Origin of the sequence: Catellatospora aurea, from assembly GCF_042663325.1 — a bacterium.
GTDB classification, from domain to species: domain Bacteria; phylum Actinomycetota; class Actinomycetes; order Mycobacteriales; family Micromonosporaceae; genus Catellatospora; species Catellatospora aurea.
Map to the genome: position 1 here is coordinate 94174 of NZ_JBHTAC010000007.1, position 13226 is coordinate 107399.

Here is a 13226-nt window from a genome sequence, read left to right on the forward strand (position 1 = left end):
AAATACGCATACCATGCGAATATGGCCACGCTGACCAGGGTCTTCGTCGCCCGGCTCGCAGGTCTGCCCGTCTACGACCCGAACGGCGACCAGGTGGGCCGGGTGCGTGACGCCGTCGCGCGGCTGCGCCCGGACGGCCCGCCGTCGGTCGTCGGACTGGTCGCGGAGATGCCGCTGCGGCGGCAGATCTTCCTGCCGATCGCCCGGGTCACCTCGATCGACGCCGACAGTGTGGTGCTCGGCTCCGGCACCATCAACCTGCGCCGCTTCCAGAAGGGCCCGGTCGAGCTGATGGTGCTCGCCGACCTGCTCGACCGGCGCATCACCACGCCCAACGGCACCCCCGCCACCGTGGTGGACGTCGCCATGGAGTCCGACCGCGCCGGGCAGTGGAACCTCGGGCGCGTCGCCGTACGCGACGTCACCAGCCGGCTGAGCCGGCGCGGCCAGCTGCACCAGTTCGAGTGGCACGAGCTGACCGGCCTCGTCGACGCGGGGGCGCTGCAGGGCACCGGAGCGCTGCTGTCGGTGCTGGAGAAGATGCGCCCGGCCGACCTCGCGAACGCACTCCAGGACCTGCCCGACCAGCGCCGGCACGCGGTCGCCGCGGCACTGGACGACGAGCGGCTGGCCGACGTCCTGGAGGAGCTGCCCGAACACGCCCAGGTCGACATCCTGGCCCGGCTGGACCGCGAGCGCGCCGCCGATGTGCTGGAGGAGATGGACGCCGACGACGCCGCCGACCTGCTCGCCGAGCTGCCGCCGACCGAGCGGGCCCTGCTGCTGGACCTGATGGAGCCGGAGGAGTCCGCGCCGGTGCGGGCCCTGATGCAGTACCGGCCGAACACCGCGGGCGCGATGATGACCAGCGAGCCGGTGATCCTGACCCCGGACGCCACCGTCGCCGACGCGCTGGCCCGCATCCGGGAGAAGAGCCTGTCCCCGGCGCTGGCCGCGCAGGTGTTCGTGTGCCGAGCCCCGATCGACACGCCGACCGGGCGCTATCTGGGCGTGGTGCACTTCCAGCGGCTGCTGCGCGAACCGCCCGGCGACCTGCTCGGCGGAGTGCTGGAGCGCGACATCACGCCGCTGTCGCCGAGCCTGCCGCTGGCCGACGTCACCCGGCGGATGGCGACCTACAACCTGGTCGCGATCGCGGTGGTGGACTCGACCGACCGGCTGGTCGGCGCGGTGACCGTGGACGACGTGCTCGACCACCTGCTGCCGCGGGACTGGCGCGAGCAGGAACGCGCCGCGGACCGCACCACATGAGCGAGCTTCGCGAGCGAATCAGCAGGTTCAGCAGGCATGCCACCGACGAGCGCAGCGAGGAGGGGGCATGAGCGATCGTCTGGACCAGCCGCGGGAGCCGCGCACCATCCGCCTGCCTCGCTGGGACCCCGACGCGTTCGGCAACTTCGCGGAGAAGTTCGCCCGGTTCATGGGCACCGCGAAGTTCCTCGTCTACATGACGGTCTTCGTGATCGTCTGGATCCTGATCAACCTGGTGGGCGTGTTCGGGCTGCAGTGGGACCCGTACCCGTTCATCCTGCTCAACCTGTTCTTCAGCACCCAGGCGTCGTACGCCGCACCGCTGATCCTGCTCGCCCAGAACCGCCAGGCCGACCGCGACCGGCTGACCCTCGACGAGGACCGCCGCCGCGCCCAGGCGCAGAAGGCCGACACGGAGTACCTGGCCCGCGAGATCGCGTCGCTGCGCATGGCGCTGGGCGAGGTGGCGACCCGCGACTACATCCGCTCGGAGCTGCTCAAGCTGGCCGAGGAGCTGGACGACGCGGCGAACCGGCGGCACCAGCAGGAGAAGGCCGAGCGCAAGGAAAAGAAGAGCCGCGCGTCGCAAGGGGCATGACGCGCGGCTGGTTCGTCTGATGGTCCCACGATCGGGCGAACCGGGGCAACGGGTTGCGAGAATGTTGCGCGTACCACCCGGTCCCCGCGTTCCGCGGTCATGATCGATGCCGCGGGTAGCATGGGCCCATGTCCACCGCTGTGCACGCCGACGACCAGGCAGTCCTGGCCGCGCTCGGCTCCGTGAACGACCCGGAGATCAAGCGTCCCATCACCGAGCTCGGCATGGTCGAGTCGGTGAAGGTCGACGCGGGTGTGGCGTACGTCCGCATCCTGCTCACCGTCGCCGGCTGCCCCCTCAAGGACACCCTGCGCACCGACATCACGGCGGCCGCGAAGACCGTCGCCGGGGTGGCCTCGGTCGAGATCGACTTCGGCGTGATGAGCCCGGACCAGCGCCAGGACCTGCAGAAGCGGCTGCGCGGCAACGCCGCGGCCGAGCCGGTCATCCCGTTCGCGCAGCCCGGCAGCCGCACCCGCGTGTACGCGGTCGCCTCCGGCAAGGGCGGCGTCGGCAAGTCCAGCGTCACCGTCAACCTGGCCGCGGCACTGGCCGCCCGGGGCCTGTCCGTCGGCGTGGTCGACGCCGACATCTACGGCCACTCGGTGCCTCGCATGCTCGGCGTGCAGGGCCGCCCCACCCAGGTCGAAGACATGATCATGCCGCCGCAGGCGCACGGCGTGAAGGTCATCTCCATCGGTATGTTCACCAGCGGCAACGCCGCCGTCGTCTGGCGCGGGCCGATGCTGCACCGCGCCCTGCAGCAGTTCCTCGCCGACGTCTACTGGGGCGACCTGGACGTGCTGCTGCTCGACCTGCCCCCGGGCACCGGCGACATCGCCATCTCGCTGGCCCAGCTGCTGCCGACCGCCGAGATCCTGGTCGTCACCACCCCGCAGGCCGCGGCCGCCGAGGTCGCCGAGCGTGCGGGCGCGATCTCCATGCAGACCCACCAGCGCCTGGTCGGCGTCATCGAGAACATGTCCTGGCTCGAACTGCCCGACGGCAGCAAGATGGAGGTCTTCGGGGCCGGCGGCGGGCAGACCGTGGCCGACTCGCTGACCCGTCTCACGGGCGCGTCGGTGCCGCTGCTGGGCCAGATCCCGCTGGACACCGGCGTGCGCGAAGCCGGCGACGACGGCGTCCCCGCCGTGCTCGCGGGTCCGGACTCCCCCGCCGGCAAGGCCCTCAACGCCATCGCCGACCGCCTGGCCCTGCGCCGCGAGTCCCTCGTCGGCAAGTCCCTCGGCCTCTCCCCCGCCAAGCGCTGACCCCGGCCCCGCGCCCACCTCGGCGCGCCAGCGCCGGGCCTCCCGCCTGGCGCGCACGCCTAGCGCAACTCTTAAAGACTCGCGGCCTCAGAACGCTCCTGAGGCCGCGAGTCTTTAAGAGTTGTCGTAGGGGTGGGGACGCCCCGGCCCGCAGGGGCGGGGTGCTCCGGTGCCGGGTAGGGCGGGGTGGGTCAGGTGGCGTCGTCGAAGCGGGCCGCGATGGGGGTCGACGGGGTCGAGGATGCGCCGGTGGGGGTGGCGGAGGCCATGGCGTTGACGTTGGCCTTGGTCTCGGCGGCCAGCTTGCCGGCGTTGTTCAGCTCGCCCCGGAGCTCGTCGTACATGCCGGTCAGCGGCTTGCGGAGGGCGGCTTCGTCCTCCTCGCTGAGCAGGTGCTTGCGGACGAACGCCTTCGGGTTGAGGTCCTCGAGCTTGATGTCGGTGCCGAGTTCCTTGCTCAGGTCGCCGGTGGCGTTGGTCGCCATGGCGCGCAGCCCGCGCAGCATCCGCATGCCGTCACTGATGACCTTGGGCAACCGCTCGCCGAAGATCAACAGCGCGAGCAGCAGGAGCGCAATGAACTCCGGTGTGCCCAGGTTCTCGAACACCGCTACCTCCCGACTGTGGCCGCCGTCGCAAGGGTACGTGTGCGACGGCCGGACAGGCCACCCCTCAGTCGGCGTCAGCGACGAGTGTCACGGCAGCGTTATGGCTGGTAGACCCGCGTTTGTAGGTCACTTCGACCACCTCACCCGGTGCAGTTTTCCGCACAAGTGCGATGAGGTCCGTAGGCTCGCTGAGCGGCCGGCGGTCGAAGCTGGTCACCACGTCACCGGTGCGCAGGCCCGCTTCGGCGGCCGGTCCGGTGGCCGTCACCTCGCCCAGGCGCACCCCGCCGGCCGGGCCGCGGAACGACTCCTCGACCTCCGCGCCGATCACCGTACGGTGTGCCCGGCCCGCGGAGATGATCTCCTCGGCGACCCGGCGGGCGTGGTTGATCGGGATGGCGAAGGCCAGGCCGATGTTGCCGGCCGACTCCTCGCTGCCCGCCATCGACTTGATCACGGCGTTGATGCCGACGACCTGGCCCGCGGCGTCGACCAGCGGGCCGCCCGAGTTGCCGTGGTTGACCGCGGCGTCGGTCTGGATCGCGGCGTAGTACCTGGTCGTGCCGTTCTCAGCGTCCGTGGCGATGGGGCGGTCCAGGGCGCTGACGATGCCCGCGGTGACGGTGCCGCGCAGCGCCAGCGGCGAGCCGATCGCCACCACGGCGTCGCCCACCGCGACCGCGTCGGAGTCGCCCAGCATCGCCGGGTGCAGCTCGGGCCGCTTGACCTGGAGGACCGCGACGTCCGACTCGGGGTCGGAGCCGATCACCTTCGCCGGGGAGCTGGTGCCGTCGTCGAATATGACGCTCACCACGCCGGAGCTGCCGGACACCACGTGGTCGTTGGTGATGATGTGGCCGTCGGCGCTGGCCACGAAGCCCGAGCCGAGCGACACGCTGCCGTCCACCGGCACCCGCACGGTGACCACGCTGGGCAGCAGCAGGCTGGCCACGGCGGCCAGCGACTCGGGGGCTCGCTGCGGCGGCGAGGCGGTCGAACCGAGGATCGAGCGGGCGGTCTGGCGGTCGTCGCTGAACCGCACGCCCATCGCTCCGCCGAGCACCCCGGCCAGTACGCCCGCGAGGACGGCCGCTCCGGCGACTGTCCACAACGTACGACGTCGGGTATGGTCGGGCTCGGCCAACGGCTCCGGCTCGGGCGCGTGCGCGCGCTCGGCGGGTGGCACGAGCGCCACCGGCGAGTGCGGATCGCGCCACGGATCGTTGAGCGCATCGGACCACCAAAACGACGCCGGAGGTGCGACGGCCGGCGGCGTCTGCTGCGCTGCCGTCCAGTCGTCGTCATCCGGCCGGCGATAACCCCAGCCGTCGGTCACTGAACCAGCCCTCCGTCCCGTTCCCGGTTTCAGGATGGCACGGTTTCAACGTGAAAAATCACTGTTCACGGAAGGTGCCCCATGACGACGCTGCATCGCCAGCCCGGTAGCGCAGGCGACTTCATCGCGTCGTTCGTCCCCGAAGACGTGATCGCGCAGACGGCCCGCGGACTGGCCGTCGAGGTGGGCCTGCAGCCGGTCGCGCCGGCGGTCGGCGCGGCACTGCGCATGCTGGCCGGAGCCTGTGCCGCGAAAGCGGTCGTCGAGATCGGCACCGGCACCGGGGTCAGCGGCCTGTGGCTGCTGCGCGGGATGCGCGCCGACGGCGTGCTGACCACCATCGACCGCGAGTCCGAGCACCAGCGCATGGCGCGGCGGCTGTTCACCGAGGCCGGCTTCTCCGCCTCCCGGGCCCGGGTGATCACCGGCCGGGCGCTGGAGGTGCTCCCCCGGCTCGCCGACGGCGCCTACGACCTGATCTTCGTCGACGCCGACCCGACCGAGTACGCCGCGTTCATGGAGGCCGCCGCCCGGCTACTGCGGCCCGGCGGCGTCGTGGTCCTGCACGGCGTCCTGACCAGCGGCCGCGACGTCTTCACGGTCCGCGACCTGGCGTACGCCGTGCGCGACAGCGACCTTTGGCACCCCGCCCTGCTCCCCCTCGGCGAGGGCCTCCTCAGCGCCGTCAAAGCCTGACCCCCGTTCGCAACTCTTAAAGACTTGCGGCCTCCGAGTGACTCGGAGGCCGCAAGTCTTTAAGAGTTGTCGCAGGGGAGAGCGTCAGACGACGGTGGTGAGCCAGCGGACGAGGGTGCGTACGCCCCAGCCGGTCGCACCCTTGGTGAGTTCGGCGTCCGGGGACGCGGACCAGGCCGGCGAGGACATGTCGATGTGCACCCACCGGTCGCGCAGGCTGCCCGCGAACTCACGCAGGTAGAGCGCCGCGGTGATGGTCCCCGGGTTGCCCGCCGCGTTGTCCAGGTCGGCGATGTCGGACGACACGTCCCCGGCGTACTCCTCGGCCAGCGGCAGCCGCCACACCGGCTCCCCGGCCGCGGCACCGGCCGCGGTGAAGCCGCCGATTAACTCCTCGTTGGCGCTGAACAGGGCGGCGGTCTTCTTGCCGAGCGCGATCCGGGAGGCCCCGGTCAGCGTGGCGAGGTCGATCAGCAGGTCGGGGCCGAGGTTCTCCACCGCGTACGCCATGGCGTCGCCGAGCACGACCCGGCCCTCGGCGTCGGTGCTGCGCACCTCGGAGGTGAGGCCGCCGTAGTGGGTGACCACGTCGCCGGAGCGCCAGGCGCTGCCGGAGACCATGTTCTCGGCCAGCGGGGCGAGCGCGGTGACCCGCACCGGCAGGCCCAGGTCGGCGACGGCGAGCAGCGCGCCGACGACCGCGGCCGCGCCGCCCATGTCCTTGCGCATCAGCTGCATGGCGTCGTTGGGCTTGATGTCGATGCCGCCGGTGTCGTACGTGATGCCCTTGCCGACCAGCACCACGTGCGTCGTCGCGTCCGCGGGCGACCAGCTCAGCTCCAGCAGGCGGGGTTCGTTCACCGAGCCGCCGCCGACGGCGAGGATGCCGCCGAAGCCCTCGGCCTCCAACTGCTCGCGCTCGCGCACGGTGACGGTCACCCCGTCGCCGGCCCGCTCACGCACCTGGCGTACGAACCATTCCGGCGTCTTGGTCAGCGAGGGGGTGTTGGTGAGGTCCCGGGCGAACCGGGTGTGCCCGGCCACGATGCGGGTCGCCGCGAGCGCGGCCGCCCGCTCGGGGGTGGCCTCGACGGCGACGACGACCTCGGCCAGCTTCGGCGCGGCCTCGGGCTTCTCCTGCGCGACGCGGAACCGGTACGACGCCAGCCACAGGCCTTCGGCCAGGCCGCGCAGCGCGGCGTCGGTCAGGTCGGCGGGAGCGAGCACGGTGAGCCCGGACTCCTTGGCCGCGGCACGGGCCAGCGCGGCGCCGGCCGCTCGCCAGCCCGCCTCGTCACCGGAGCCGACCCCGGCCAGCAGCACCTTCGACGGCTCGCGCAGCGGCCGAGGCAGCGTCTGGAGCGCGCCGGCCGAGCCCTTGTGCTCGGTCGCGGCGAGGAATGCGGCCACCTCGGCGGCGACGTCGGAGGGCAGCATCGCGAGCGGTGTGCCCGCCGCGGAGTCGCCCTCGGCGGTGCCCACCGGGCACGCGACGGTTCCGGCGAGATCCGCCGCGCCGTCCAGTCGAATCGAGATCATCCCTGCCCCTTCACTGGCTGTGCCGCCGACGCCCCACCGGCCGCCGACCGCCTGACCCTATCGCGCCACCTCCGGCGCCGACCGCGACGGAGGTGCGGCCCGTGCCGCCCCGGTGTAGGCGCGCCGCCGCGCGACATACCGGGGTCCAGGGCACGGTCCCGCTGGTCAGGAGTGGGTGATGCAATGGGGGTGTGGTGGCCGCGCACCACGCGTGGGGCGTGGCACGTGATGCCGGGAGGGATGGGTTGGACGGCCGGGTTATCGCCCGGCCGGTCCCGATGTCAGCCGACGGCCAGTTTGAGGGCCTCGCCGAGAGCGGTGGCCTCGTCTGGTGTCATCTCCACCACAAGCCGCCCGCCGCCTTCCAGCGGCACGCGCATGACGATTCCCCGGCCCTCTTTGGTGACCTCCAGCGGACCGTCGCCCGTCCGCGGCTTCATCGCCGCCATGTGTGTCTCCCCTCAGACTTGCCAGACCTGCACCCGGGTGGAATGCAAGACTTGGCGGGTCTCCCCGCCTGCTCCGCCGACGAAACCTCGCGACGGCTGCCGATGCAGCCTGCCCGCGACGCGCCGTCTTCGTACGCCGTCCGGCACACCGCGTGTGGTTGGGTGGGGCCACACGAACGGGTGCCGACCAATGATTTTCCCTGATGGACTCCGCTAAGCCCAAACCGGGCCGGTCACGGTGTGACATCATCTCGCCAGCACAGTTCACATCTGTCACAATCACCCCTCATGCAGGCCCGTTCCGCACTCTTCGACCTCTACGGCGATCACCTGCGGCAACGTGGTGGCCGGGCCACCATCGCGGCCCTGATCCGGCTGCTCGCGCCGCTGGGAATCGCCGCACCGGCGGTACGTACCGCGGTGTCCCGCATGGTGCGACAAGGATGGCTCGCCCCGGTGCGACTGCCCGCCGGACCGGGCTACCAGCTCACCCCGCGAGCCGTCCGCCGACTCGACGAGGCCGCCGCCCGCATCTACCGGACCGGCCGCAGCTCCTGGGACGGGCATTTCGACCTATTGGTGATCTCCGCCCCGGAAGCACGCACCGAGCGCGACCGGCTCGCCGCCGAGCTGACCTTCCTCGGCTACGGGCGGCTGGAGACCGGCGTCTGGCTCGCCGCCCGGCCTGCGGGCGAGGTCGACCAGCTGCTGGCCGACGCCGGCGTGCGCTTCGAGCGCTTCTCCGCCGCGCACACCGGCGGGGATACCGGTGCCCGCGAACTGATCATGAGAGCGTGGAACGTGCCGGCCGTGGGCGCCTCGTACGCCGGGTTCGTGGCACAGCTCACGCCGGTGGTCGGCGCGATCACCCGGCTGGCCGACGACCGCACCGCGTACGCGGCCCGGTGCGCCCTGGTGCACGCCTGGCGCGCGTTCCTGTTCCGCGACCCGCAGCTGCCCGCCTCGCTGCTGCCGCCGGACTGGCCGGGCACCGCCGCGGCCGCCTTCTTCGACCGGCAGGCCGCCCGGCTGCGGCCCGCCGCCGACCGTTTCGTCGACCACTGCCTCAGGGAGAGCTGATGTCCGCACCGCTGCTCGTCGACCGCGCCGAGGGCGTCGTCACCGTCACCATGAACCGCCCCGACTCGCTCAACTCCCTCGACATCGCGCTCAAGGAGGCGCTGCGGGAGACGTTCCTGGAGCTGGCCGACGACCCGGCGTGCCGCGCGGTGGTGCTGGCCGGGGCGGGCCGGGGCTTCTGCGTGGGGCAGGACCTGCGCGAGCACATGGCCGCGATGGGCGGCAAGGCTCCCCTGGACACGGTCGAGAAGCACTACAACCCGCTGGCCCTGGCCCTGGCCGAGCTGCCCAAGCCGGTGATCGCGGCGGTACGCGGACCGGCCGCGGGCGCGGGCGCGGGCCTGGCGTTCCTGTCCGACCTGCGCATCGGCGGCCCGTCGACGTCGTTCCTGATGGCCTTCGCCCGGGTGGGCCTGGCCGCCGACACCGCCGTATCGTGGACCCTGCCCCGCATGGTCGGCGCGGCCAAGGCCGCCGAGCTGCTGCTGCTCGCCGAGCCGGTGAAGGCCGACGAGGCCCAGCGGCTCGGGCTGCTGACCAGGCTCACCGAGGACGACGAGCAGGTGCTGCCGGCGGCGCAGGAGCTGGCGGCCCGGCTGGCGGCCGGCCCGACCGTGGCGTACGGCCAGATCAAGCGCGAGCTGCTGCACGGCGCGACCGGCACCCTGGCCGACGCCCTGCTCGTCGAGCTGGCGGCGCAGCAGCGCTCGGGCGGCACCGCCGACCACCGCGAGTCCACCGACGCCTTCGTCAACAAGCGCAAGCCGGTGTTCGAGGGCCGCTAGTCCTCTTCGGGGTCGAGGGGGGCGACGCCGTCGGTGACGTACGCCGTCATCTGCAGCTCGTCCCCCGCCGGGGACACGTACGCGGGCAGTTCGTCCGGGCCCAGCTCGGTGACATACCGCCAGTACTCCCGGACCGCCTCCTCCGCCGACTCCGCCTCGATCGGCAACGCCACACTGACCAGCCACTTCCCGCTCACTCGTTCATCCCATCACAGCGCTCGGGCGGCAACGTGGCAGCCTGCCAGGTGATCGTCGACCATGCCGGTGGCCTGCATGAGCGCGTACGCGGTGGTGGGTCCGACGAAACGCAGCCCGCGTTTCTTGAGGTCCTTGGCCATCGCCGTGGACTCCGCGGACGTGGCGGGCACGTCGGCCCGTCCGGCGGGGCGGGGGCGGCTGCCGGGCTCCGGGGCGTACGACCAGAGCAGTGCGCTCAGCCCGCCCGGCAGCTCCAGCGCGACCCGCGCGTTGTGCAGCGTCGCCTCGATCTTGGACCGGTTGCGCACGATCCCGGCGTCGCCCAGCAACCGCTCGACGTCGGCCGGCCCGAACGCGGCGACGCTCTCCAGGTGGAACCCGGCGAAGGCCGCCCGGAACGCGGGCCGCTTGCGCAGGATCGTGATCCACGACAGGCCGGATTGGAACGCCTCCAGGCTCACCCGCTCGAACAACGCGTCGTCGCCGCGCAGCGGGGTGCCCCACTCCTGGTCGTGGTAGGCGCGGTACTCCGGCGCTCCGGCTGACCACGCGCAGCGCGCCAGCCCGTCCTCGCCGATGATGAGGTCGCTCACCCTCTTGCCCCCTTACTCGAACGCGAATAGCCTTCGGAACCCATGGAGCTCCCGGCCTTTCCACCGGTGGTGCTGTACTCGGTGCCACTGTTCATTCTGCTCATGGTCCTCGAACGCGTGTCCTACTGGTTGCATCCCGACGACGACGAGGTCGGCTACGGCGGCAAGGACACCGCGACGAGCCTGAGCATGGGCCTGGGCAGCCTCGGCTGGGACGTGCTCTGGGGCATCGGCACCGCCGCCGCCACCAGCGCGATCTACCTGCTCACGCCGCTGCGCATCGAGTTCCACTGGTGGGCGCTGCCGCTGTTCCTCATCGCGCAGGACCTCTGCTACTACTGGTCGCACCGCGGCCACCACATGATCCGCCTGCTGTGGGCGTCGCACGTGGTGCACCACTCGTCGCAGACGTTCAACCTGTCCACCGCCCTGCGCCAGTCGTGGACCGGCTTCACCGGGTTCCTGTTCTACCTGCCGCTGGCCGCGGTCGGGGTCAACCCCGCGATCACCGCTTTCTGCGGCGGCATCAACCTGGTCTACCAGTTCTGGATCCACACCGAGCGCATCGACAAGATGTGGCGGCCGTACGAGTTCGTCTTCAACACCCCATCGCACCACCGGGTGCACCACGCCTCGCAGGGCGGTTACCTCGACCGCAACTTCGGCGGCATCCTGATCATCTGGGACCGCCTGTTCGGCTCGTTCGCCGCGGAGACCGAGCGTCCGGTCTACGGCCTCACCAAGAACATCACGACCTACAACCCGCTGCGCGTCGCCTACCACGAGTACGCCGCCATCTTCCGCGACCTGCGCACCCGCCGCGTACGCGAATGGCTGCCGACCCTGCTCCGCGGCCCCGGCTGGTCCCCCGGCGCGGTGGCTGCGCAGCCCACCCCGCAGCCCGTTCGGGCCGAGTGACCTCGGATCAGGACACGTCTGCGGACGGCTTGCGATAACGGGCCATCCGCATGGCCATGGCTGGCAGATCGATCTCGACCGGCCATGGCTGTTCGGTGCGGAACAACCCGGTTGTGTAGTGCGTGATGTACCGGTACTCAGTGCCCTCAAGCGCCATCTCGGCCAAGGCGATGGTGGCCGCATCCTGGTCCTGGACGATCACCCAGTAAACCGGGACACCGGCACGGGCGTATGGCCGTCGCTTGATTTCAGTGTCGCGCAGCGCAGACGTCGGCGACACGACCTCCGCCACGAGTTGCACCCCGGCGACGGGGATAGGCGAGTCGTCGAGATAGGCGGCGGGATGGACCACGATGTCGGGCCAGGGCTCGTTTTGGTCATCGATGGTGACAGGCTGGCCGGTACCGACAACGAACTCAGTGCCGGGATTGGCATCCTCCAACACCTGCGCGATCCAGCGCCTGAGCAAGTTGTGGCTGCCGGTGGAAGAAGGTGCCACGATGATGCTCCCGTCGATCAACTCGCACTGCGGGCTACCTTCCGGGAGCGTTCGAAGATCGGCGACGGTGTAGCTGCGGACACCTGGCTGCAGCCGGGCGGGCTCAGCAGCGGCGGCACTCGTCACGTCTCCTCCGGAAGTCGTCATAACCACGGCCAAGGGCGACCGCGACGGCTCACGATAGAAGACTTCGCAGATAGAAAGTTTCCCCGCTCAGAATTCACTCACGGAAGGCGGCCGGACTCGACCATCTTGGCGAAGCGTTTGAGGGCCTGCTTGAGGCTGACCTTGGAGCCGGGCCACAGCAGGGGCCAGGCCAGCCGGCCCGCGACACCGCCGGGCAGGTGGAACCACTCGTGCCAGACGACCTGGGTGCGGTCGCCGGCCATCGGGGTGCACCGCATGACGCCCGGACCGCGAAGCACCTTGCCCTGGTGCACGACCCGCACCTCGTACGGCGGGTCCACTTTGACCACGCGCATCTCGTCGCGCAGCACGGCCGGGCCGGCCACGGTGATCGCCTCGATCACGGTGCCCTCGCCGCCGTCGCCCTCGACCACCCGCACCTTGGTCAGCGGGATCCAGTCGCTCTGCCGCTCCCACGCCATGAACGCGGCGAACACCCGCTCGGCGGGCGCGGCCACGATGATCGTCGCGGTGACCTCACCCGCGCCGGGCGCGGCGGGATCGCCCGCCGTCACCGCCGGACCGGCTCGCCGGCCGGTGCCTCGTCCACCACGGCGGTGGCCGGGTCGGTCTCCTGGTCGACCTCGTCGGCGGGCCCGTCGCCGGGCTGCTCGGCGGTCGCGTCGAGCTCGGCCGGGGCGGCGTCCTCGGCGGGGGTCTCGTCAGTGACGTCAATGGTGTTCTCGTCGACGGGGGTCGCGGTGACCATGCCCAGCGCGCTGGCACGGGCGCGGGCCAGCGTGTCGGCGTCCTCGACGCGGCCCTCGCGCAGCGCGGTGACCTCGGCTTCGAGCACCTGGATCAGCTCGCTCTTGTAGCCGATGTCGTACGCCAGCCGGCGCAGCGTCTGGTCGACCTGCGCCATCCGGTATCCGCGCCAGGCCGGGTCGAACGTCGCCCGGGACACGTCGCCCTCGACGAGCGGGCGGTCGGCGGGCAGCGGAGTGGCTCGCTCGTCCGGTTCGGCCGGCGCCAGACCTGGGTCACCCCCGGTGACCAGCGTCATCACCCCGAACACCACGGCGCCCACGGTGAGCGCGACGACGATCAGCAGCAGCACGTTGCCCATGCCCACGATCGTGGCACGAAGGGCGCTCCAGCGCGACCCTGCCACCCGAGCTGTCCGGCCCGTGGCACGGGATCCATCCGGCTCATTACCGACCGGTAGGGCGGCACCCGGGCGGGCGGATGCCGGGGT

The 13226-nt window shown here is 71.6% G+C and carries 15 protein-coding genes and 1 pseudogene; 7 read left to right on the top strand and 9 right to left on the bottom strand.

Annotation, left to right across the window (positions count from 1 at the left end; genetic code table 11):
- The first annotated feature begins 21 nt into the window (after positions 1-21).
- The 3 genes from ACFQO7_RS09430 to ACFQO7_RS09440 all read left to right on the top strand — a co-directional run bounded on the left by ACFQO7_RS09430 (position 22) and on the right by ACFQO7_RS09440 (position 3141).
- The gene (locus ACFQO7_RS09430; RefSeq protein ID WP_376806016.1) at positions 22-1272 is read left to right on the top strand and encodes a magnesium transporter MgtE N-terminal domain-containing protein; all 1251 of its coding nucleotides are present in this window, start codon (positions 22-24) and stop codon (positions 1270-1272) included.
- A 67-nt stretch (positions 1273-1339) separates the two neighbouring features.
- On the top strand, positions 1340-1870 hold the full coding sequence (locus ACFQO7_RS09435; RefSeq protein ID WP_376806017.1) for a DUF1003 domain-containing protein: 531 nt from the start codon (positions 1340-1342) through the stop codon (positions 1868-1870).
- A gap of 128 nt (positions 1871-1998) precedes the next feature.
- On the top strand, positions 1999-3141 hold the full coding sequence (locus ACFQO7_RS09440; protein WP_376806018.1) for an Mrp/NBP35 family ATP-binding protein: 1143 nt from the start codon (positions 1999-2001) through the stop codon (positions 3139-3141).
- 191 nt (positions 3142-3332) lie between these two features.
- Here the strand turns inward: ACFQO7_RS09440 and ACFQO7_RS09445 are convergent, their stop codons facing one another.
- Positions 3333-3749, bottom strand: a complete 417-nt coding sequence (locus ACFQO7_RS09445) for a twin-arginine translocase TatA/TatE family subunit (RefSeq protein WP_376806019.1) — start codon at positions 3747-3749, stop codon at positions 3333-3335.
- A gap of 64 nt (positions 3750-3813) precedes the next feature.
- Positions 3814-5085 (bottom strand): S1C family serine protease, encoded by a 1272-nt coding sequence (locus ACFQO7_RS09450; protein ID WP_203691226.1) that lies wholly within the window; start codon positions 5083-5085, stop codon positions 3814-3816.
- Between the two features lie 81 nt (positions 5086-5166).
- On the opposite strand from ACFQO7_RS09450, the gene ACFQO7_RS09455 reads away from it, so the two are divergent.
- Complete coding sequence (locus tag ACFQO7_RS09455; RefSeq protein WP_360531380.1) at positions 5167-5781, top strand: O-methyltransferase; 615 nt, start codon at positions 5167-5169, stop codon at positions 5779-5781.
- Between the two features lie 84 nt (positions 5782-5865).
- Here the strand turns inward: ACFQO7_RS09455 and ACFQO7_RS09460 are convergent, their stop codons facing one another.
- Positions 5866-7320 carry a leucyl aminopeptidase family protein gene (locus ACFQO7_RS09460; protein ID WP_376806020.1) on the bottom strand — a complete coding sequence of 485 codons (1455 nt, stop codon included), beginning with the start codon at positions 7318-7320 and terminating at the stop codon, positions 5866-5868.
- Between the two features lie 281 nt (positions 7321-7601).
- On the bottom strand, positions 7602-7769 hold the full coding sequence (locus ACFQO7_RS09465) for a DUF3117 domain-containing protein (protein WP_120317235.1): 168 nt from the start codon (positions 7767-7769) through the stop codon (positions 7602-7604).
- Between the two features lie 288 nt (positions 7770-8057).
- On the opposite strand from ACFQO7_RS09465, the gene ACFQO7_RS09470 reads away from it, so the two are divergent.
- Both ACFQO7_RS09470 and ACFQO7_RS09475 read left to right on the top strand, forming a co-directional pair.
- Positions 8058-8849, top strand: a complete 792-nt coding sequence (locus ACFQO7_RS09470; RefSeq protein ID WP_360531374.1) for a PaaX family transcriptional regulator — start codon at positions 8058-8060, stop codon at positions 8847-8849.
- Positions 8849-9634 (top strand): enoyl-CoA hydratase-related protein, encoded by a 786-nt coding sequence (locus ACFQO7_RS09475; RefSeq protein ID WP_376806021.1) that lies wholly within the window; start codon positions 8849-8851, stop codon positions 9632-9634. The genes ACFQO7_RS09470 and ACFQO7_RS09475 overlap by 1 nt, the downstream gene beginning before the upstream one ends.
- On the opposite strand, the pseudogene ACFQO7_RS09480 reads toward ACFQO7_RS09475, so the two are convergent.
- Positions 9631-9819, bottom strand: a pseudogene (locus tag ACFQO7_RS09480) (hypothetical protein); the annotation flags it as partial. The gene ACFQO7_RS09475 and the pseudogene ACFQO7_RS09480 overlap by 4 nt on opposite strands.
- Positions 9820-9843: 24 nt before the next feature.
- Positions 9844-10425 carry a DNA-3-methyladenine glycosylase I gene (locus tag ACFQO7_RS09485; RefSeq protein ID WP_376806022.1) on the bottom strand — a complete coding sequence of 194 codons (582 nt, stop codon included), beginning with the start codon at positions 10423-10425 and terminating at the stop codon, positions 9844-9846.
- A 42-nt stretch (positions 10426-10467) separates the two neighbouring features.
- Between ACFQO7_RS09485 and ACFQO7_RS09490 the strand changes: the two genes are divergently transcribed.
- The gene (locus ACFQO7_RS09490; protein ID WP_376806023.1) at positions 10468-11343 is read left to right on the top strand and encodes a sterol desaturase family protein; all 876 of its coding nucleotides are present in this window, start codon (positions 10468-10470) and stop codon (positions 11341-11343) included.
- A 7-nt stretch (positions 11344-11350) separates the two neighbouring features.
- Here ACFQO7_RS09490 and ACFQO7_RS09495 read toward each other — a convergent pair whose 3' ends face one another.
- From ACFQO7_RS09495 to ACFQO7_RS09505, 3 genes are all read right to left on the bottom strand, one after another.
- A complete protein-coding gene (locus ACFQO7_RS09495) occupies positions 11351-11968 on the bottom strand; it encodes a Uma2 family endonuclease (RefSeq protein ID WP_376806024.1) in 618 nt (205 codons plus the stop codon).
- A 98-nt stretch (positions 11969-12066) separates the two neighbouring features.
- Positions 12067-12543, bottom strand: coding sequence for an SRPBCC family protein (locus ACFQO7_RS09500; protein ID WP_360531363.1), 477 nt, complete (start codon positions 12541-12543; stop codon positions 12067-12069).
- Positions 12540-13097 (bottom strand): DivIVA domain-containing protein, encoded by a 558-nt coding sequence (locus ACFQO7_RS09505; RefSeq protein ID WP_376806025.1) that lies wholly within the window; start codon positions 13095-13097, stop codon positions 12540-12542. The genes ACFQO7_RS09500 and ACFQO7_RS09505 overlap by 4 nt, the downstream gene beginning before the upstream one ends.
- Positions 13098-13226: the final 129 nt, after the last annotated feature.

Excerpts from the sequence above, each read along its gene's own strand:
- ACFQO7_RS09430 (WP_376806016.1), top strand. The coding sequence starts at position 22 with ATGGCCACGCTGACCAGGGTCTTCGTCGCCCGGCTCGCAGGTCTGCCC.
- ACFQO7_RS09435 (WP_376806017.1), top strand. The coding sequence starts at position 1,340 with ATGAGCGATCGTCTGGACCAGCCGCGGGAGCCGCGCACCATCCGCCTG.
- ACFQO7_RS09440 (WP_376806018.1), top strand. The coding sequence starts at position 1,999 with ATGTCCACCGCTGTGCACGCCGACGACCAGGCAGTCCTGGCCGCGCTC.
- ACFQO7_RS09455 (WP_360531380.1), top strand. The coding sequence starts at position 5,167 with ATGACGACGCTGCATCGCCAGCCCGGTAGCGCAGGCGACTTCATCGCG.
- ACFQO7_RS09460 (WP_376806020.1), bottom strand. The coding sequence starts at position 7,320 with ATGATCTCGATTCGACTGGACGGCGCGGCGGATCTCGCCGGAACCGTC.
- ACFQO7_RS09465 (WP_120317235.1), bottom strand. The coding sequence starts at position 7,769 with ATGGCGGCGATGAAGCCGCGGACGGGCGACGGTCCGCTGGAGGTCACC.
- ACFQO7_RS09470 (WP_360531374.1), top strand. The coding sequence starts at position 8,058 with ATGCAGGCCCGTTCCGCACTCTTCGACCTCTACGGCGATCACCTGCGG.
- ACFQO7_RS09475 (WP_376806021.1), top strand. The coding sequence starts at position 8,849 with ATGTCCGCACCGCTGCTCGTCGACCGCGCCGAGGGCGTCGTCACCGTC.
- ACFQO7_RS09490 (WP_376806023.1), top strand. The coding sequence starts at position 10,468 with ATGGAGCTCCCGGCCTTTCCACCGGTGGTGCTGTACTCGGTGCCACTG.
- ACFQO7_RS09505 (WP_376806025.1), bottom strand. The coding sequence starts at position 13,097 with ATGGGCAACGTGCTGCTGCTGATCGTCGTCGCGCTCACCGTGGGCGCC.